The sequence below is a fragment of the Micromonospora sp. NPDC049662 genome (genome assembly GCF_040675055.1).
In the GTDB taxonomy this organism is placed as follows: domain Bacteria; phylum Actinomycetota; class Actinomycetes; order Mycobacteriales; family Micromonosporaceae; genus Micromonospora.
Map to the genome: position 1 here is coordinate 121,096 of NZ_JBFAOC010000013.1, position 18,369 is coordinate 139,464.

The 18,369-nt window shown below is 71.0% G+C and carries 16 protein-coding genes; 10 read left to right on the forward strand and 6 right to left on the reverse strand.

Going from position 1 to position 18,369, the window contains the following annotated elements; translation table 11 throughout:
• Window positions 1-43: 43 nt before the first annotated feature.
• The 3 genes from AB0J36_RS13310 to AB0J36_RS13320 all read left to right on the forward strand — a co-directional run bounded on the left by AB0J36_RS13310 (window position 44) and on the right by AB0J36_RS13320 (window position 4,704).
• Complete coding sequence (locus tag AB0J36_RS13310) at window positions 44-3,115, forward strand: hypothetical protein (protein ID WP_363660533.1); 3,072 nt, start codon at window positions 44-46, stop codon at window positions 3,113-3,115.
• Between the two features lie 7 nt (window positions 3,116-3,122).
• Window positions 3,123-4,046, forward strand: coding sequence for an AEC family transporter (locus tag AB0J36_RS13315; protein ID WP_363660534.1), 924 nt, complete (start codon window positions 3,123-3,125; stop codon window positions 4,044-4,046).
• Between the two features lie 82 nt (window positions 4,047-4,128).
• On the forward strand, window positions 4,129-4,704 hold the full coding sequence (locus AB0J36_RS13320; RefSeq protein ID WP_363660535.1) for a hypothetical protein: 576 nt from the start codon (window positions 4,129-4,131) through the stop codon (window positions 4,702-4,704).
• Between the two features lie 71 nt (window positions 4,705-4,775).
• Here the strand turns inward: AB0J36_RS13320 and AB0J36_RS13325 are convergent, their stop codons facing one another.
• The 4 genes from AB0J36_RS13325 to AB0J36_RS13340 form a co-directional block, all read right to left on the reverse strand.
• A complete protein-coding gene (locus AB0J36_RS13325; RefSeq protein WP_363660536.1) occupies window positions 4,776-5,798 on the reverse strand; it encodes a hypothetical protein in 1,023 nt (340 codons plus the stop codon).
• Between the two features lie 182 nt (window positions 5,799-5,980).
• Complete coding sequence (locus AB0J36_RS13330; protein ID WP_363660537.1) at window positions 5,981-7,534, reverse strand: cellulose binding domain-containing protein; 1,554 nt, start codon at window positions 7,532-7,534, stop codon at window positions 5,981-5,983.
• A gap of 148 nt (window positions 7,535-7,682) precedes the next feature.
• The gene (locus AB0J36_RS13335) at window positions 7,683-8,147 is read right to left on the reverse strand and encodes a hypothetical protein (protein ID WP_357124971.1); all 465 of its coding nucleotides are present in this window, start codon (window positions 8,145-8,147) and stop codon (window positions 7,683-7,685) included.
• On the reverse strand, window positions 8,144-8,545 hold the full coding sequence (locus tag AB0J36_RS13340; protein ID WP_363660538.1) for a DUF6069 family protein: 402 nt from the start codon (window positions 8,543-8,545) through the stop codon (window positions 8,144-8,146). Before AB0J36_RS13340 ends, AB0J36_RS13335 begins: the two co-directional genes overlap by 4 nt.
• Before the next feature lie 131 nt (window positions 8,546-8,676).
• Here AB0J36_RS13340 and AB0J36_RS13345 point away from each other — a divergent pair, with 131 nt between their 5' ends.
• From AB0J36_RS13345 to AB0J36_RS13355, 3 genes are all read left to right on the forward strand, one after another.
• Window positions 8,677-9,837 (forward strand): histidine kinase, encoded by a 1,161-nt coding sequence (locus AB0J36_RS13345; protein ID WP_363660539.1) that lies wholly within the window; start codon window positions 8,677-8,679, stop codon window positions 9,835-9,837.
• Window positions 9,825-10,487 carry a response regulator transcription factor gene (locus AB0J36_RS13350; protein ID WP_363660540.1) on the forward strand — a complete coding sequence of 221 codons (663 nt, stop codon included), beginning with the start codon at window positions 9,825-9,827 and terminating at the stop codon, window positions 10,485-10,487. Before AB0J36_RS13345 ends, AB0J36_RS13350 begins: the two co-directional genes overlap by 13 nt.
• Window positions 10,488-10,761: 274 nt before the next feature.
• Entirely contained in the window at window positions 10,762-11,892 is a 1,131-nt protein-coding gene (locus AB0J36_RS13355; RefSeq protein WP_357392470.1) for a hypothetical protein, read from the forward strand.
• Between the two features lie 28 nt (window positions 11,893-11,920).
• On the opposite strand, the gene AB0J36_RS13360 is transcribed toward AB0J36_RS13355, so the two are convergent.
• Complete coding sequence (locus AB0J36_RS13360; RefSeq protein ID WP_363660541.1) at window positions 11,921-12,763, reverse strand: aldo/keto reductase; 843 nt, start codon at window positions 12,761-12,763, stop codon at window positions 11,921-11,923.
• 225 nt (window positions 12,764-12,988) lie between these two features.
• Here AB0J36_RS13360 and AB0J36_RS13365 point away from each other — a divergent pair, with 225 nt between their 5' ends.
• The 4 genes from AB0J36_RS13365 (at window position 12,989) to AB0J36_RS13380 (ending at window position 16,851) form a co-directional block, all read left to right on the forward strand.
• Entirely contained in the window at window positions 12,989-13,570 is a 582-nt protein-coding gene (locus tag AB0J36_RS13365) for a type 1 glutamine amidotransferase domain-containing protein (protein ID WP_363660542.1), read from the forward strand.
• Between the two features lie 378 nt (window positions 13,571-13,948).
• Window positions 13,949-14,899, forward strand: a complete 951-nt coding sequence (locus AB0J36_RS13370) for an SRPBCC family protein (RefSeq protein ID WP_363660543.1) — start codon at window positions 13,949-13,951, stop codon at window positions 14,897-14,899.
• Window positions 14,896-16,071, forward strand: a complete 1,176-nt coding sequence (locus AB0J36_RS13375; RefSeq protein ID WP_363660544.1) for a zinc-dependent alcohol dehydrogenase — start codon at window positions 14,896-14,898, stop codon at window positions 16,069-16,071. The genes AB0J36_RS13370 and AB0J36_RS13375 overlap by 4 nt, the downstream gene beginning before the upstream one ends.
• A gap of 150 nt (window positions 16,072-16,221) precedes the next feature.
• Entirely contained in the window at window positions 16,222-16,851 is a 630-nt protein-coding gene (locus AB0J36_RS13380) for a TMEM175 family protein (RefSeq protein ID WP_363660545.1), read from the forward strand.
• A gap of 204 nt (window positions 16,852-17,055) precedes the next feature.
• On the opposite strand, the gene AB0J36_RS13385 is transcribed toward AB0J36_RS13380, so the two are convergent.
• Window positions 17,056-18,237, reverse strand: coding sequence for an FUSC family protein (locus AB0J36_RS13385; RefSeq protein ID WP_363660546.1), 1,182 nt, complete (start codon window positions 18,235-18,237; stop codon window positions 17,056-17,058).
• Window positions 18,238-18,369: the final 132 nt, after the last annotated feature.

Consider the following 18,369-nt stretch of genomic DNA (forward strand, 5'->3'; position numbering starts at 1 on the left):
GCGCGTCGAGGACGATGGCCGGTGCGACCACTACCATGCGAGCGTGGCTCACGTTGCCCAGCCTCGCAGGCCGTACCCGCTGCTCGTCGCCGTGGCGATCGTGGTGGCGCTCGGCGCGGCCACGGCCTGGGCGGTCGGCGACACGCTGGGGCTGAGCCACTCCCCCGCCGCCGTGCCGGGCGAGGAGGCGGTCGCGGCGCCGGCGCGGACGCCCGCGCCGGTCCCGCCGTTGACGTCCCTCGTCGTACCCGACAATCCCCGGCTCACCAAGGCCGCGACCGCCGTCGCCGACGCGGTCGTCTTCCGCGGCCGGCCCCGGCCGGTGCTCGCCCCGGCCGGGTCCGCGACCACCGCGCCGGGCACCGGTACGGCGGGCGGCGGGCCCCCCGACCTGTCCGCGGTACGCACGCTGCGGGCGGGCGTGCTGGCCGCGCTCGGTGGGACGCCCGAGTCGTACCGGCTCGACGTGCGTGGCACCGAGTTGGCCGTCCAGGGCGGTGATGTCGCGGGCGTGGCAGCCGGGATGTACCAGCTGGCCGACCGGATCCGCTCCGGAGTGGAGGCGCTCCCCCCGGCGGACACCGGCCGGGTGGTCACCCCCCGGCTCGGCCTGCGGCTGACCGACGCCGGTTCGGTGGGCCGCGAGCCCGACCCGGCCGCCTTCGCGGCCGGCGACGACTACGGCCTGAACACCGACGTGGTCGCGTCGGCGGTGCTGCCCCGAGCGCCGTGGGTGGACGCCGCCGCGGTGGCCCGCATCGACGCGCAGTTCCGCCAGCTCGTCGACCACTCGGTGGCGCAGGGCTACAACGGGATCGTCGTGCCCGGCTTCCTGGAGTACGTCACGTTCGCCACGGTCGGCGACGGACGCGCGGTCTATCCGCCCGGCGACCCGCACGTCGACCGGGCGCGGGCGATGGTCACGGCGTTCGGGCCCGTCTTCCGGTACGCCGAGGACATGGGGATGAAGGTCTTCCTGCTGACCGACATGCTCGCGGTGTCGCCCCCGGTGGAGGCGTACCTGACGCGGACCGTCGGCGGCCTCGACGTGGCCGACCCACGGCTGTGGGCGGTCTACCAGGCCGGCCTGGCCGAACTGTTCGAGAGCATGCCGTTCGTCGACGGCCTCATGGTCCGCATCGGCGAGGGCGGCGAGGTGTACGCCGGAACCGGCTGGGACTACTCGTCCCGGCTCGCGGTCACCACGGAAGCGTCCGTACGCGCGATGCTGCGGGCGCTGCTGGACACGGCGGGCCCGGCCGGAAAGGAGATCATCTTCCGGACCTGGACGGTGGGCGTCGGCGCGGTCGGCGACCTGCACACCAACCCGGAGTCGTACGCGCAGGTCCTCGGCGGGCTCGACGACCCGCACCTGATCGTCTCCACCAAGTACACCCTCGGCGACTTCTACAGCCACCTGCCGCTGAACACCACGCTGCTGGGCGGCGGGCACCGCCGGATCGTGGAGTTCCAGGCCCGGCGCGAGTTCGAGGGGTTCGGCTCGCTGCCCAACGACCTCGGCCCGCTGCACCGCCAGGCGCTGCGCGCGTTCCTCGCCGCCAACGCAAACGTCGAGGGCGTCTGGAACTGGACCCAGGACGGCGGACCGCTGCGCGCCGGACCCATGTCGCTGTACCTGCGCGCCGGGTTCTGGCAGCTCTACGACCTCAACACGTACGCCGTCGGCCGCCTGGCCTGGGATCCGCAGGCCGACCCGGCGCAGGTGACGGCGGACTGGGCGTACCGCACGTTCTCCGCCGACCCGGGCACCGTCGCCGCGATCGGGCAGGCCATGGCGCTGTCCCGCCCGGCGGTCACCAGGGGCCTCTACATCGGTCCGTACGCCGACCGCTCGGTACGGGCGCTCGGGCTGGAACCGCCGCCCATGATGTGGATCTTCGAGTGGGACATCCCGACCGGCGACTCCGCAGCTCAGGACAGCATCTACGCGGTGACCGGCAGCCGCGTCGACGAGGCGATCCAGGAGGGTACGCAGGCCGTCGCGCTGGCCCGGCGCATGCGCGACCTGGTGGCCGCGACCGACCCGGCGACCTGGCGGGACGCCGAACTGCGCGGACGCTTCACCGCGACGCTCGACTACCAGGTCGACCTGTTCGAGACGCTGAGCGCGTACCGGACCATGGTGCTGCGGCACGCGCAGTGGCTGGACACGGGCGCACCCGCCGCCCGTCACGACTGGCGGCGGGCAGCGGCCGCGTACCAGGATGCGCGCGACGCGCACCGGCAGCGCTACCACGCCGACCTGGACCTGCCGGCGTACAACTTCACCGCCGCCGACCTCGGCGCACGCCGCGCCGACCGGGACCCGGCGATGGCCTGGGCGGCCCGGGCGCTGCTCGCGTCGATCCTGCTGGTGCTGCTGCTCGGCCTGCGCGGGCGCGGGTTCGGCGCGGCCGCCGCGCGCGGATTGCTGCTCGGCGCGCTCCGGCCGTGGCGGGTCGCCGCGCTGCCGACACCCCGCACTCGAGCGGACCGGCTGATGGTGTGGCTGGTCCCGGCCGTGGTCCTGGTGGCCAGCCGGCTCGTGTTGACCTGGTTCGCCGCGCCGGCACACCTGCTGGTCACCCTCGGTGGATGGGCGCTGTTCGCCCTCGTCGTACGCCTCGTCGTCGGCCGTCGGGATCCGTTCCACCTGTGGGCCGCGCTCGGCGGTGTCGCGCTGCTGCGCAGCGTCCTTCTCCTGGCGGCGCTCGCCCCGCGCGGACCCGGCGGCTACTGGTTCGCCTTCTGGACCGCGCCGGGCCTGCGCGCGGCGTACGTCACCGTCGCGTTCGCGGCGTTCTGCTGGCTGTTCGTGGTCACGGCGGTGGTCCTGCGGGACCGCTACGGCCTGCGTCGCGCAAGCGCGGTCGGACTGACCCTCACCGCCGTGGGCGTGCCGCTGGGCGCACTGTCCGCCCTGGTCTCGGCGGTGGGCCTGGAACGCGCGCTGACGGTGTGGAACGACCAACTCGCGCTGCTGCCCTGGGGCCTGTCCCGCATCCTCGGCATCACCGTCTACCTCGGCATCCCGGCCCAGCTTCCGGCATACACCGCCACCGCCGGGATCGCCCTGGTCGCCGTCGGTCTGCTCCTGTCCCTCGGCCGCGAGTAACGCTCGGATGAGCCTGGTATCGGCGTTCGTACCGATCTGGATCCTCACCGCGGTCGGCTACGGGGCCTGTCGCCGGGGCCTGCTGGGCGAGGCGGTGGTGACGGTGCTCGGCCGGTTCGTGTTCCACCTCGCGATGCCGTCCGCCCTGTTCCTGGCCCTGTCCCGAATGCCACTCTCCGGGTTCGCCGGCCGCTCGCTGCTCGCCTTCGGGATGAGCACTGCCGCGGTCGTCGGCTTCGGCTGGGTCGGCGCGAGTCGGCTGTTCGGTCGTCTGCCCGGCGAACGGCCGATCTGGGGCATGGCCGCCGGCTACGTGAACTCGGCGAACCTCGGCATTCCGATCGCGACACAGGTGCTCGGCAACGTGTCGTTCCTGGCGGCGGTGGTACTGCTACAGGTGCTGGTGGTGACGCCCGTGGTCCTGATCGCCCTGGACCGGCACAGCGACCCGGCCGGGCGGGTGCGGGTCCGCCGTATCGCCTCCCTACCGGTACGCAACCCGGTGATCCTGGCGTCGCTGCTCGGTGTGGCGTGCTCGGCTGCCGACCTGCACCTGCCGTCGGCAGCCGACGCGTCGCTCGCCCTGCTGGCGGGCGCAGCGGTTCCGGCCGCCCTGATCGCGCTCGGCGCGTCGCTGCACCGCCCGGCGGGGGCGCGGGCAGAGCCGGCCGACCTGGCCGAGCTGGCCGTGCTCGCCACGCTGAAGCTCGTCGCGCAGCCGGTGATCGCGTACGTGGCCGGGCTGGCCCTGCACCTGTCCGCGCCGCAGTTGCTCGCCGTGGTGGTGTGCGCGGGCCTGCCGACAGCGCAGAACACGTTCATCTTCGGCCAGGAGTACGGCGTCGGCGAGACCATCGCCAACCGGGCGGTCGTCGTGACCACGACCCTGTCGCTGGGCACGCTGGCCGCGACGGCGACGCTGCTCGGATAGGCCTGGGGGGGTACGTGTACCCAGGAGGGGCTGAGTATGCCGGCCGATCCATCGCTCGCCGACGATGCGCAGGATGGTTCGCATGCGAAGGACACTGATGGTGATGACGGCCATGATCCTGGGGCTGGTCTCGGTGAGCGGGCCGGCGGCGGCGCAGCAGCGGCCACGGGGAATCCCTGACCGGGTCATGTTGCAGCCGGACGATCTCGGCGGAGCCGTGCCGGGGCCGGTGGAGGACGGGCTCGTGTGGCCGCTGCTACCCCAGCCGTGCGCGGACACGCCCGTGCCCGGGCCCGTCGTGAGCCGCACCCAGGCGGCCGATCTGGGTACCCGCTTCCGGATCTACGAGAACGTCGCCCGGTACGGCGGCGATGGCGCACACGCGTACCTCACCGAACTGAAGGCGCAGCTCGCCCGGTGCGGGGTGGGTGGCGACGAGGAGGGCTTCGACCCGGTCGCCGAGGACCACCTCGGGCCGGACTCGGTGCTGTTCCTCGGCACCTACGACGAAGGCGACCGCTACGTCGGCTATGTCGCCGCCGCGGTCGGCCACTACGTGGTGGTGGTCATGATGTCGGACTCGTACCTGGGTGCGGCTGACCTGACCACGTTGAACGGCCTGGCGAACGCCGCGCGGCACCGGGTGGCCGCGGCTTGACGCGATCGGAGGCCGGCCCTCTTGGGAAGGGTCGGCCTCCGGTCGGTACACAGGTCGCGGCGGCGACCATGTCAGCAGTCGGTCCAGCGCGCCGGGAGCAGTCGGGTGCCGCCGTTGACCGACCCGACGACGAGGCCATCGTCGGCGATTCCCCAGCCGATGATGATTTGGACGCCCGGGATGGCGCCGGGCAGGGTGACGAGCCGGCCGTCGTGATCGACGGCCGGGTCGCCGAGCACCGTGCCCTGACTGTTGACGCCCTGCGGCGACACCAGCGCCGGGTGCACGGCGGCGGCCACGCCGGTGCGCAGATCCCAGCGCACCAGGGTGCTCTCCTCGTCCTCGCTGCCGGTGCCGAAGCGGCCAACCGCCCAGTTGCCCCGGGCCGCGTAGACCCACGCCCACCGGGCGCCGGGCACGGTGAGTCGATCGGTCGTCCCGTCGGGATGGCGTACCCAGCCGAATACGGGGGTGCCGCCGACGATGGTGCCGTCGTCGAAGATCTCCGTCGTGCCAGAGTTGGACGGGGCGTCGATCACCTCGACAGTGCCCGGCCGGTCGGCGGGCCAGAGCAGCGGCAGAGCCGTCTCGGTCTCCTCGACGGCGCCGCTGCCGACGATGTCACCGCGCGAGTTGATGCTCTGCGCCGAGACGTTGGCGACCACTGGCGGGACGGGTAGCCACTCCAGCCGCCCCTGCACATAGCGCCAGGGGCGGTAGACGTCGCCGACGTAGGCACTGCCGACGGCGACACCGTACCGGTTGATGCTCTCGACCTGCGGCGTCGCTGGAACGTCGACGACGGTGAGGCGGGGCTGGTTCCACACCCCGGGCCGCGTGGCCCAGAGCAGCAGCAGCGGCTGCCGATCCTCGCCATCGATCCGATAGCCGGTGCCGGCGATGAATCGACCGGTCGGGTCGACCACCCGAGCGTCGCCATTCAGGTCCGCTGGTAGGGGCAGTGGTCGTAGCGTGCAGGCCGACACGGTTCGCGCCCGCGGCCCGGCCGTGGCGACGCCGGGCAGGCCGAGCGTTGCGATGAGGACGCCAGCGGTCAGACCGGCCAGGAAACCTTTACCAACAACCCGGGTCATCTCTGCCTCCAGCGACGCGCGGTGGTGATGTGCTCACACCAAAGCACGCCGACGTCGCCACCGGAAGTGCTCCGCCGGCAGCTGTGCAGGCGGCCGGTTCGGGGTTGCTGTGCCAGGTCGCGGCCCGGTCCGGATCGACCGGGCCGCGATCCTGATCCCGGCTGGCTGCACCCGTCTCGCGGTCAGGGCAGCGCCTTGAGGAACGGGCCGTGGTTCAGCCGGAATTCCCAGGAGTAGTAACGGTCCCAGTTGATCGACCAGGTCATGAGCCCTCGGAAGTTGGGGTTGGTTCCGCTGCGCGGGGTGTACGCGCCGCAGTTCTGGCCTCGGACCAGGCAGGTCACCGCCTGCTGCACGCCCGCCGGGGCGAGGTAGCCGTTGCCGGCGCTGGTAGAGGAGGGCGCGCCGAACGCGACCTGGTCCTCGCGCAGTGCGGGGAAGACCGCGTTGGCGTTGCCGGCCACGGGGAAGCCGGCCAGCAGCATGTCGGTCATCGCGATGTGGAAGTCGGCGCTGCCCATGGTGTGGTACTGACCATCGAGCCCGACGATGGGACCGGAGTTGTAGTCCTGGACGTGCAGGACGGTGAGGATGTCCCGCAGCGCGTAGATCACCGGCAGGTACGACCCGGCCCTGGGATCCTGGCCACCCCAGGGGCCGGAGCCGTAGAACTGGTAGCCGAGCTGCACGAAGAACGTCTCCGGGGCCATCGTGAGCACGAAGCCGCTTCCGTTGCGCTGTTGGAGCTCGCGGATCGCCGAGATCAGGTTCACCACGACCGGGGTGGTCGGGTTGCGGAAGTCGGTGTCGCCGGTGTTGAGGTAGAGGGAGTGGCCCTCGAAGTCGATGTCCAGGCCGTTGAGGCCGTACCGGTCGATGATCGCCGACACCGAGCGGACGAACGTGTCACGGGCGGCGGTCGTGGTGAGCTGCACCTGCCCGTTCTGACCGCCGATGGACAGCAGCACCTTCTTGCCCTGCTGCTGCTTGGCGCGGATCGCCGCCGTGAACTGGGCCTCGGTCTCCACACTGGGGCACTCGGCAACCGGGCAGAGTTGGAAGCGGATGTCGCCGGAGGTGACGGAGGTGGGTTCGCCGAAGGCGAGGTTGACGATGTCCCAGTCGTCGGGCACGTCGGCCATCCGCAGGTATCCGGCGCCGTTGGCGAAGCTGGCGTGCAGGTAGCCGATCAGCGCGTGCTTCGGCAACCCCGTGTTCGGCGGCGGGCTCGTGGGCGGTGTGGTGGTCGGCGGCGGTGTCGTGGGTGGCGCGGTGGTCGGCGGTGTCGTGGTCGGGGGTGCGGTGGTCGGCGGTGTCGTGGTGGGGGGTGCGCCACCACCGCACGCGGCACCGTTGAGTGTGCAGTCGACGGGCGAGCCGGAGCCGGTGGCCAGGAAGCCGAACGACGCCGACGCGCCGGGGGCCAGGGCGCCGTTCCACGAGCGGTTGGTGAAGGTGTGCCGCTGCCCGATGCTGCTGACGGTGGCGTCCCAGTACGAGCCGAGGGTGGTGCCGGTCGGCAGGGTGAAGGCCACCTGCCAGCCGGTCATCGTGCTCGACCCGCCGTTGGTGATGGTGTAGCGACCCTCCCAGCCGGTACCCCAGTCGGACGTCTTGCTGAAGACCGCCGTCGGGCCGGCGGCCAGGGCCGGGTAAGCGAAGGTCAGGGTCGCCGCGGCGGCGGAGACCAGGGCTGCCAGGGCAGCCAGCAACGGTGTACGTAATCTGCGCGCCATCCGGTCCTCTCGAGGGGTGCCCGGCCGAGGGATATCGACGGGAGGCTAATTATTAGGTTTGTTAACTGAAGATGTCCAGGGGTGGCCGGACTACGCGAACTGAAACCATCGGTCCGCTTCCCGGTAGCCGTGACGGCGCTCGGCCCCGTCACCCACTCCCCCCACTGGCGGCCGCCATCATGATCAGGGTGCGCCTCCGCCGTCGACTCATCAGTGCGAAGCAGGCGGTGAGCACCACCAGCTCCACCTCGGCCCACTCGCCAGTGACGTCGACGCGGATCGGCCCGCCCAGTGGGCCGGGGAGGCGCACGACGATGCGGTTCCCGTCGCGGACCAGCTCACCTCCGCCATGACCGGCCTTCCAGCGGGTCACCCCGCCGGGCCCTGGCACGTGCGACCGGTCCGGGTCGAGCCGCACCGGCACGCCGTGCTGACCCTGGGCGGTGAAACCGGTGCGTCGGCGGCCGGTCGGTTCGACCGTCCAGCGGCCGGTGCCGGTGCGGATCTCGCCGCACCGCCAGGTCCAGCCGGTACGCAGCGAGGCACGCGGCCCGGTCGCACCGGAGTCGAGGACGAAGGCCCCGTCCTGTTTGCGTACGGTCAACGCGGTCATCGCGTCGCCCCTTGCGGACGCGGCCGGGACAGGCCGAGGATGAGGATGAGGCCGACGCTCAGGTGCAGCAGCGCGAGGGCCGCCTTCGCTCCCCCGCCGACACCACTGGGTGGGCCGACCACGAGCGAGAGCAGCAGAACCACGACCGCGACCGAGGTCCACCAGACGTGGGCGCGGTTGGTGAAGCGGTGCAGCGCCGCGAGCAGCGCCCAGCCCGCCAGTGCCGCGACCGTGGTCGCCCCGATGACCGCGCCCATCGTGACCGGCCGGGTAGCGCCTCCGGAGCGGACCGCCAGGTCGACGCCGGCCACCGAGCGCAGGAGCGCGAACTCGGCCACCGCCACTACGACCGCACCGGCCGCCACCGCGGCTCGTCGAAGGAGAGGGTTGTTCGTCATGGCCTGAGTCTGCGGACCGGGCCGGGCCGGACACGTCGGTCCAGACGCCACGACGGGTACGTCCTCCGGTGACCCGGCGTACTACCAAAGGAGGTGGTCCGGCGCGTGGCGAGCCCAGTAGCCTGCGCGATGTGGATGCCGCGGCGTGCGAGGTCGGGCGGCCGAGGACGTGGCGTTCCGTCCCGGCCGGCGTGACGACCCTGGCGGTCGGTGTCCTCGTCGCGACCATGCTCTGGTCGGCAACCCGATCCAGCTCGGACGGTCTGGCCGTCCTCGATGTCGCGCTGGCGGTGACCGCCCTGGCCCTCGTTCCGGTGGTCCTGCGCCACCCGCGGGTCGGTGGCGTGCTGGCCGGTCTGCTCGTCGCGCTGTCTGCGGTAGCCACGCCGGTGGCCAGCTTCGCGGTGCTCTTCACCGCCCGCAACCGACCGTTTCGGCAGGCGGCGGTGGTGGCGGCGGTCGGCGTGGCGGGCGAGGCGGTGCAGGCGTTCTGGCGGCCGGCGCCCAGCCTGCCGTACGGCTGGCGGCTGGTGCTGATGTCGGTCGCGTACGCCGCCCTGCTCGGCTGGGGCACCTGGGCACAGGCCCGGCACGCGTTGCTGGCGGCGCTGCGGGAGCGGGCCCGGCGGGCCGAGCAGGAGCAGGAACGGCGGGTTGGCGAGGCACGCGCGGCGGAGCGCAGCCGAATCGCGCGGGAGATGCACGATGTGCTGGCCCACCGGTTGTCCCTGCTGGCGGCTGCCGCCGGTGCGATGGAGTACCGGCCGGACGCGCCGCCCGAGCGGCTCAGCGCCGCCGCGGGGGTGATCCGAGCGAGCGCGCACCACGCCCTCGACGAGCTACGCGAGGTCATCACCCTGCTGCGCAACGACGACACCGATGCGCCGACCGACGCGCCACCCGGACAGACCCTCGCCGACCTGCCCCGCCTGGTCGACGAGGCGCGGGCCGCCGGGCAACAGATCGAGGTCCACGACCCGCTCGGCCCACCGGCCGAGATTCCGCCGCCGGTGGGCCGCACCGCCTACCGGATCGCACAGGAGGCACTGACGAACGCCCGCAAGCACGCCGCCGGGCAGCCGGTCCGCCTGGTGCTCGGCGGCGCGCCCGGCTCCGGACTGAGCATCGCCGTGAGCAACCCGACCACACCGGACAGCGGTGCCACCGACAGCGCCGGCACCGGCCTGATCGGCCTCGCCGAACGCGCCGCGCTCACCGGCGGTCGCGTCGCCCACCACGTCGACGCCGCAGGCCGGTTCCACCTCACCGCGTGGCTGCCATGGCCGACGTGACCCCGCCGATCCGGGTCATCATCGTCGACGACGATCCTCTCGTACGGGGAATGCTCACGCTGATGCTCGACGGCGCGGACGGGATCGCCGTCGTGGGCGAGGCGGCCGACGGCGCCACGGCGATCACCGCGGTGGACCGGCACCTGCCCGACGTGGTGCTGATGGACATCAGGATGCCCGGCGTCAACGGCATCACCGCCACCGAGCGCCTGCGCCGCCGCCACCGACCACCCGAGATCATCGTGCTCACCACCTTCGACACCGACGAGCACGTGCTACGAGCCCTGCGTGCCGGCGCGAGCGGCTTCCTCCTCAAGGACACCCCGCCCGAGCAGATCAGCCAAGCGGTACGCGCGGTGGCCGCCGGCAACCCGATGCTGTCTCCGGGCGTGACCCGCCGCCTCATGCAGCGGGTCGCCTCCGACGCCGAGTCGTACGATCGGGCGAACAACCGATTGGCCCTGCTCACACCCCGGGAACGCGACGTCGTGCTGGCCATCGCGCGAGGCCGCTCCAACGCCGAGATCGCCGGCGAGCTGCTGATGAGCGTGACGACGGTGAAGGCCCACGTCTCGCACATCCTGACCAAGCTGGATCTTGAGAGCCGTACCCAGATCGCCCTGCTCGCCCACGACGGCCGGCTCCTGTGACCCACCTCGTCGGCGGAGGCAGGGTGGCGGCCGGCTTCGGGACGACTCAACCCAGCGAATCCGCTGCACCCTTCGGCATGGTCTTCTAGGCTGCGTGGGCGGGCCGTCCGGTTCGAGCAGGCGTCGTGTCGACGCGGTACGAATCGTCGGGGCGCCGCCCTCGGCGGCCTGGCTCCACCACCATGTCAGTCGGCAAGGGATCTGCCGTGACGACGCCTCAACGCCCCCGGCACTCGCCGTCGGCGCCGAGCCCGACCACCGGTGAGGAGCAGCGGTGACCCAGAGCGAACGACAGGGCCCGGAGATCGTCGTGGGACTGGTAGCAACCCCACCGGATCACCCCGCCCGGGTCGCCGCGCGGCTCACTTCGGAGCTGGCCAGAGGGCTCACCGAGCGGGTGAGCGCGGACGTGCGGTGGACCGTCCGGGAGGGTTGGGGGGAGGTGGTGCCGCGCCGCGACGGCGGCGCGGAAGCGCTGCTCGATGATCTTGCTAGGCGGCGCGCGGACGACCAGTGGGACGTCGCCATCTGCCTGACCGACCTGCCACTGCATGCCGAGCGGGCGCCCCTGGTCGCGCAGACGTCCGGCCAACGTCACATCGGGGTCATCTCCCTGCCCGCGCTGGGACTGCGTCAGATGCACTCGGTCCGCGCAGCCGTTCCGGATCTCGTGGGCCGGCTGCTGGCCGACGCCTCCGACCACCGGATACCGCCGGCCGAGCGGGCACCGGCAGAGACGAAACGGCGTGTTCCCGCCGTCCATCGAGTGATCGGCGGGGCCGACTCCGGCGAGCGGCGTTACCTCGCCTCGGGGCTGATCGGCCGAGTTCGCCTGTTGACCGGCATGGTCCGAGCCAACCGACCTGGACGTGCACTGCTGGGCCTGTCCAAATTGCTGGTCGGCGCGTTCGGCACGGCTGCGTTCGCGCTCACCACGGACACCATCTGGCAGATGGGCGATGCCCTCGGCGGACTCCGGCTCACGGTGATCATGGTGCTCGGGTTGACCGCGTTGGTGGCCTGGTTGATCGTTGCGCACGACCTGTGGGAGAGACCGAGCCGCGAGACGCCGGTTGAGCTGGCACGGCTCTTCAACCTGGGTACGGTCCTCACTCTCACTCTGGCCACCACGGTGTCCTACGTGGTGCTGTTCGTGGGTACGGTGCTCGTCGGGGCGCTGTTGATCGACACATCCGTGCTGGAACAGGTTCTGCAGCGCCCGGTGAATGCCGGTGATTATCTGGCGCTCGCCTGGATCACCAGCTCACTGGCCACTGTCGGCGGCGCCATCGGCTCGGGGCTGGAGAACGAGCAGACGGTACGAGCTGCCGCCTACGGCTATCACCCCCAACCCGGCGGCTGGCGGGACGAGAAGGGCGGGGAGCGGTCCCACACCGGAAGATAGTCGCGCCGGCAGAATCAGCCGACCGGCCCTACAACATCTCCAACGGCTGCGGGCCAGCAGGTGGCGGGAACGCCACGTCGAGTGCCCTGATGTCTTCCTCGGTCAGGTGCAGGTCGCGCGCTTCCGCATTCTCCCGGGTGTGTTCCGAGTTGGACGATCGGGGAATGGCCGCGACCATCTCCTGCCTCAGCACCCAGGCCAACGCGACCTGGGCGGGCGTCGCCCCGTGCCGGGCGGCGACCTCCGCGACCCGGTCGTGGCCGAGTACCCGCCCCTGCTCGATCGGGGAGTACGCCATCACCGGGATCCGGTGTTCACGTAGCCACGGCAGCAGGTCGTACTCAGGACCTCGCCGGGTCAGGTTGTAGAGGATCTGGTTGGTCGCGCAGTCGTTCCCACCCGCGTCGAGTAGCTCGGTCATGTCGGAGAGGTCGAAGTTACTCACGCCCCACTGCCCGATGTCGCCGGCTTCGACGAGTTCGGCGAACGCTTCGATCGTCTCGGTGAGTGGATGGCTGCCGCGCCAGTGCAGCAGATAGAGGTCGATGTGGTCGACGCCGAGTCGCTGCAGGCTGCGGCGGCAGGCCTGCACGGTCCCCTGCCGGCTCGCGTTCGACGGCAGCACCTTGTCGACCAGGAACACGTCATCGCGTCGTCCGACAACGGCCTCGCCGACAAGCTCCTCGGAAGCACCGTCGCCGTACATCTCCGCGGTGTCGATCAAGGTCATGCCCAGGTCCAGGCCAGTGCGCAGTGCGGATATTTCCGCCCCGCGTCGCTCCGGGCGTTCACCCAGGTACCACGTGCCCTGGCCGAGCACGGGCATGGTCTGGCCCGACGGCAGTGGGAGGGAGGCGGTAGGGAGAGTCATGTCGGCCTTTCCGGGTCCTCGGCGCCAGTGGTTCAGTCCGTTACCCGCATCGGCAGGAAGCAGTCCCGCCCTTCGTCCGCGCTCTGTCTGATCGGCGAGCGGGTCACCCCGTCCGCCCTCGATCGGCGATCGGCGCTGTTTCCCGGTTCCCACACCGGGAAGGCGACCGCGAGCGCAACGATGCGCCGCCGACGGGGCGGCGCCACGAGGGAGAGGCCACCCAAGATGGCGCAGAGCCAGCAGCCACTGACCGGCAAACGAGTCGCTTGCCTCGCCGCCGACGGGGTGGAGGACGTGGAGTACACCCAGTCCCGGGCCGCCGCCGAGCAGGCGGGTGCCGAGGTCCACCTGATCTCCTTGAACTCCGGCGAGATCCAGTCGATGAACCAGGACATCGACCCGGCCAACCGCTATCGGGTGGACCGGACCGTCAACGAGGCCAATGCGGCCGACTACGACGCCCTGCTGCTGCCGGGCGGGACGGTCAACCCCGACCGGCTCCGGATGAACCCGCAGGCCATGGACTTCGTCCGGGCGTTCTTCCAGCAACAGAAGCCGGTGGCGGCGATCTGCCACGGCCCCTGGTCGTTGGTCGAGACCGGCATGGTCAACGGTCGGACCGTCACCTCCTTCCCCAGTCTGCGAACCGACATCCGCAACGCGGGCGGAAACTGGGTCGACCAACAGGTACAGGTCGACAACGGCCTGGTCACCAGCCGCAACCCCAATGACCTGCCGGCCTTCTGCGCCAAGATGGTCGAGGTGTTCGCCCAGGGCGAGAACGTCCGCAAGATGGCGACGGCCTGACCCGGCGAGCTCGGAGTCCGGAGGATCAGGACCCGACCTGAGCCCGCACCGCGGCGGCGCTTCGCCGGTCGAAGCGCCGCCGCGGTGAAGCCCGTGGACCCCCATCCGGATACGGGCGCTTGACCGGGGTCGACGACGTGGCCGTACCGCTGCTGGCGGTCGCGGCCGGTACGCCGTGCTGAGCAGCGGGACAGGGATCACCTCCGTTCCGCGACCGATGCACGGATTGAGGTGGTTTCCGAGGGGTATTCGGGCCTCTACGGGTCTCGTCCCGGACTTGCATGAGCCGGAATGGCTCGGCCGGGCTGCGACCGGATACGGAGGCTACCCGTGACTCAACTAGCAACCCGAGAGGCTGCCCAGGCCAGGCAGGAAGACGTGCGACGGCGAGGACGCCGGCTCGGCTGGATCAGTCTCGGTCTGGGTGTGGCACAGCTCGCGGCACCGGACACGGTGCGCCGGATCAGCGGGGTGGACGACTCCTCGACATCCCGGGCGGTGGTGCCGCTTGTCGGGGCGCGGGAGTTGGTCCACGCGGCCGGCCTCCTGGCGAGCCGGCGCAAGGGCATCTGGGCGTGGACCCGGGTCGCGGGCGACGCGATGGACCTGGCGTCTCTCGGGGTGGCCATCGCCCACCGCAGCGGGCACCGCCGGCGTCGCCTCGTCGGTGTCACTGGCGCCATCGTCGGGATCACTGTGGTGGACCTGCTGACCGCAGTGCAGGCCACCCGTGCCAGGAAGACCGGTTCGGCGCCAGCGGTACGAGGCTCACGCGAAGGAGGATCCATGGAGCTGACAGCCACGACAACCATCCGCAAACCTGCGCCCACGGTCTACGCGTTCTGGCGTGACCTGGACAACCTCCCGACGTTCATGGCACACCTCGAGAAGATCCAGGCCACCGGCGACCGTACGAGCCACTGGTCCGCCAGCGCGCCCTTCGGCAAGAACGTCGAGTGGGACGCGGAGATCATCGACGAGGCGCCCGGCGAGAAGATCGCGTGGCGGTCCACCGGGAACGCCGACGTGCCGAACGCCGGCACGGTCCGGTTCGTACCCGCCCCGGATGGAGTCAGCACCGAGGTGCACGTCGTCATGTCGTACGACATCCCGGGCGGCGCGGTCGGCAAGGCGGTCGCCAGGTACTTCGGTGAGGAACCGCACCAGCAGCTCGACGACGACCTGCGCCGGCTCAAGCAGGTGCTGGAGACCGGGCAGGTGGTCCGGTCCGAGGGTGCCCCGTGGGGCAAGCGGGCCCGCAAGGAGTTCCCGCAGCGTCCGGCGCAGCCGCTGTCGGATTCCGAGTTCGCGAAGGGGGCAGGCGAGTGAGGGCGAACACCTGGGCCGGCCGCAACAAGGTCAAGGTCCGTGACGTGCCAGACCCGAAGATCCTGAACGACCGGGACGCCATCGTACGGATCACCTCCACCGCCATCTGCGGCTCGGACCTGCACCTGCTCGATGGGTACGTGCCCACGATGCAGGACGGCGACGTCATGGGCCACGAGTTCATGGGCGAGGTGATCGAGGTCGGCCGGGGCGTCGACCCAGGCCGGCTGCGCGTCGGCGATCGGGTCGTGGTGCCGTTCCCGATCGCGTGCGGCGCGTGCGGCGCCTGCGCCGCCGAGCTGTACTCCTGCTGCGAGAACTCCAACCCCAACGCCGGGATCGCCGAGAAGATGTTCGGCCACCCGGTCGCCGGGATCTTCGGCTACTCCCATTTGACCGGCGGGTTCGCCGGCGGTCAGGCGCAGTACGCGAGGGTGCCGTTCGCCGACGTCGGCCCCCTGAAGATCGAGTCCGACCTCACCGACGAACAGGTGCTGTTCCTGTCCGACATCCTGCCCACCGGCTACATGGGCGCCGACATGTGCGACATCCAGCCCACCGACGTCGTCGCCGTGTGGGGCGCCGGCCCGGTCGGGCAGTTCGCGATGGACAGCGCCCGTGCGCTCGGCGCCGCGAAGGTCATCGCCCTCGACAAGGAGCCGTACCGGCTGCAGATGGCCGAGCGGGCAGGCCACACGCCGGTGAACTTCGAGGAGGTGGACGTGCGGTCCCGGCTGTTGGAGCTGACCGGCGGACGTGGGCCGGACAAGTGCATCGACGCGGTCGGCATGGAATCCACCCACGGTGCCACGCACGTGAACGCGTACGACCGGGTTAAGCAGGCGGTCCGGTCGGAGACCGAACGCCCGCACGCGCTGCGCCAGGCGATCCTGTCCTGCCGCAGCGGCGGCATCGTGTCGGTCATCGGCGTGTACGGCGGCTTCCTCGACAAGTTCCCGGCTGGGGCGTGGATGAATCGGGCGCTGACCCTGCGTACCGGTCAATGCCACGTGCAGCGCTACATGAAACCGCTGCTGCAGCGCATCGAACGGGGGGAGATCGACCCCACCCGGGTCATCACCCACACCCTGCCGCTCGACCAGGCAGAACGCGGCTTCGAGATTTTCAAGAACAAGCAGGACAACTGCGAGAAGGTCGTTCTCAAACCCTGACGACCACCCGCATCCGGCCACCGCGACGCGCCCGGTGGCCGGATGCGACGTCCGGATGTCCGGCCGTTTGCCCCGAAGGACCGCGGGTAGCCGCAGTTGGTGAGTGGGCCAGACGCAGACCTAGGCACCCGGTCAGACACCAGCCGCGCGGTGGCGTTCAGCGACGCCATATTCGCCATCATCATCACGTTGTTGGTCCTGGACCTTCGGGTACCGGACGTTCCCCCTGGCCGCCTCCTGCGTGGCCTGCTCGACCAGTGGCCCTCGTACGTCGCGTACCTGGCGTCCTACTCCTATGTGGCCGTTGTCTGGCTCAACCACAAGGCGGCGTTCAACCGCATTCAACAGGCCGATCGCGGCCTGCACTTCGTGAACCTGTTCGTGCTGTTCAGCACGGCGCTGCTGCCATTTCCGACCATCGTCGTGTCAGATGCGCTGCAGGAACACAACAACGCCGACCAGCGCGTGGCTGTCGCCTTCTACGCGCTGATCGGCGCGTTGCTGTGCGCGACGTGGCTGGCGTTCTACCACTACCTGGCCCGGAACCCCGACCTGCTGAAGGATCAGGTCAAGGACGACTTCTTTCGTGTCGAGCGAGTCCGTGCCCTCACCGGGGTCGTCCTGTACGTCCTCGCGGGACTGGTCGGCTACCTGGTTGCTCCCCTGATCGGCCTGGCCGTCTTTCTCCTTCTGCCCGTCTTCTACGCCATCACCAGCGCCGGCCTGTACCAGTCGCGCCTGACCCGGGGTATGACCCGCCGTCCTCGGCCACCGACCTGAGGGCGGACGGACGAGCCGCCGTTTCACCCCGACAGCGGCGGGTACTCGCCGAGGACCTACGCGGCCTGGTGTCCGGGCCCACAAGACCGCAACGCCGCCGGTCGTCACAGCCCGAGGAGTGCGGCAGCCCGGGGATGAGTACGACGAGCGAAGGTGAGGAGGCCGGCCACCTGGGCAGGCAGGTGCGTCATGCCCTCCGCCGCCTCAGGGGCTCTCGCCGAAACGTTCCCGCGTGAGCCGGTTGGCTGTCTCCGGATCGAGACCGCTGGCGCGGAGCAGGTCACTCGCCACGACCCGCGTCTGGGTGACCAGGGTCTGACTGAACCGGCCGGTGGCACCATCGACGGCCCGACGGGCGCTGTGCATGGCCGCCAGGGCCGTCGCTCGCGCCAGCCGCGGTTCACGTCCCGACACGCGTTCGGCCCGCAGGCGCTCGTTGGCGTCGGCGAGTTGCCTGAGTGTCGTGGTCAGCTCGGACGGAACCGCCTCGTCGTACTGCAAGACGGTCGCCGAGGTACGCGCCAGATCCTGTGCGTCGCCGATCACCCGCTGGGCATGCTCGGCGAAGTGGGCAAACTGTTCCACGTCGTCTCGCCGGTGCCATCTCACCGGTGCCAGACTCACCACCTCCCTCGCCCCGTCGAGCGCCTGTGACAAGCGCGCGAGATCCGGTCCCGAGGCCCGCAGGCGCTGCAGGGACGCGATGGCCTGCTCGGCGTCACGTTCGTTCAACGCGGTCGCGATGGTCCGTAGTTCCGCGCTGGTCAGCTGGACGATCGGCGTGGCCGCCCGGTCGAGAACGCGCATCGGGTTGACCGGGAACAGCAGTGTGACCACCAGCAGCCCCACCGCCCCACCGATGAGGGCATCCAGGATTCTAGGCCACTCGAGATTGGGATCCACCGGCGACAGGGTCGTGACCACGACGGCGGAAGCGCCGGCCTGGGCCACGATCGCACCGCTGCCACCGGAGAGCACCAGCGCGATCGCGATCGCGATACCCACCGCTAAACCGATCTGCACCGGTCCCGGACCGACGGTATAGAGCAGACCGTCCCCGATGAGGATTCCGAGTACCACGCCGACCAGCGACTGGACGGTTCGTCGGACCCGCTGGCCGATTGCCGCGACGATCGTTCCGACCGCCGCGGACGGAGCGAACACCGGCGCAGGAATACCCAACAGGTCGTGTCCGATGAACCAGGACAACGCTGCGGCCAACGCCGCCTGGACCGTGATCACCAGGATGACGTGCGTCAGGTGCAGCCGCACCCGCCACCCCCGACGCCCACGCTGGCGAGCCTGCTCTGCCGCCTGCCGCACCTCGCTCGCCACGGCGTCGACACCGGAGTGCGGATCGGGCGAACGCTCCTGGGCACCACTCATGCGGGTAACTACCCGAAGCAGCGACAAACAAGTCAGCGACAAGTGCCAGCTGGCTCGCTCGTGTCCCGTACCGCAGCTCCAGTCGACCGAACGGGCCACGGGCCCAGTGCGGAGTTAGACACCACCCGCAAA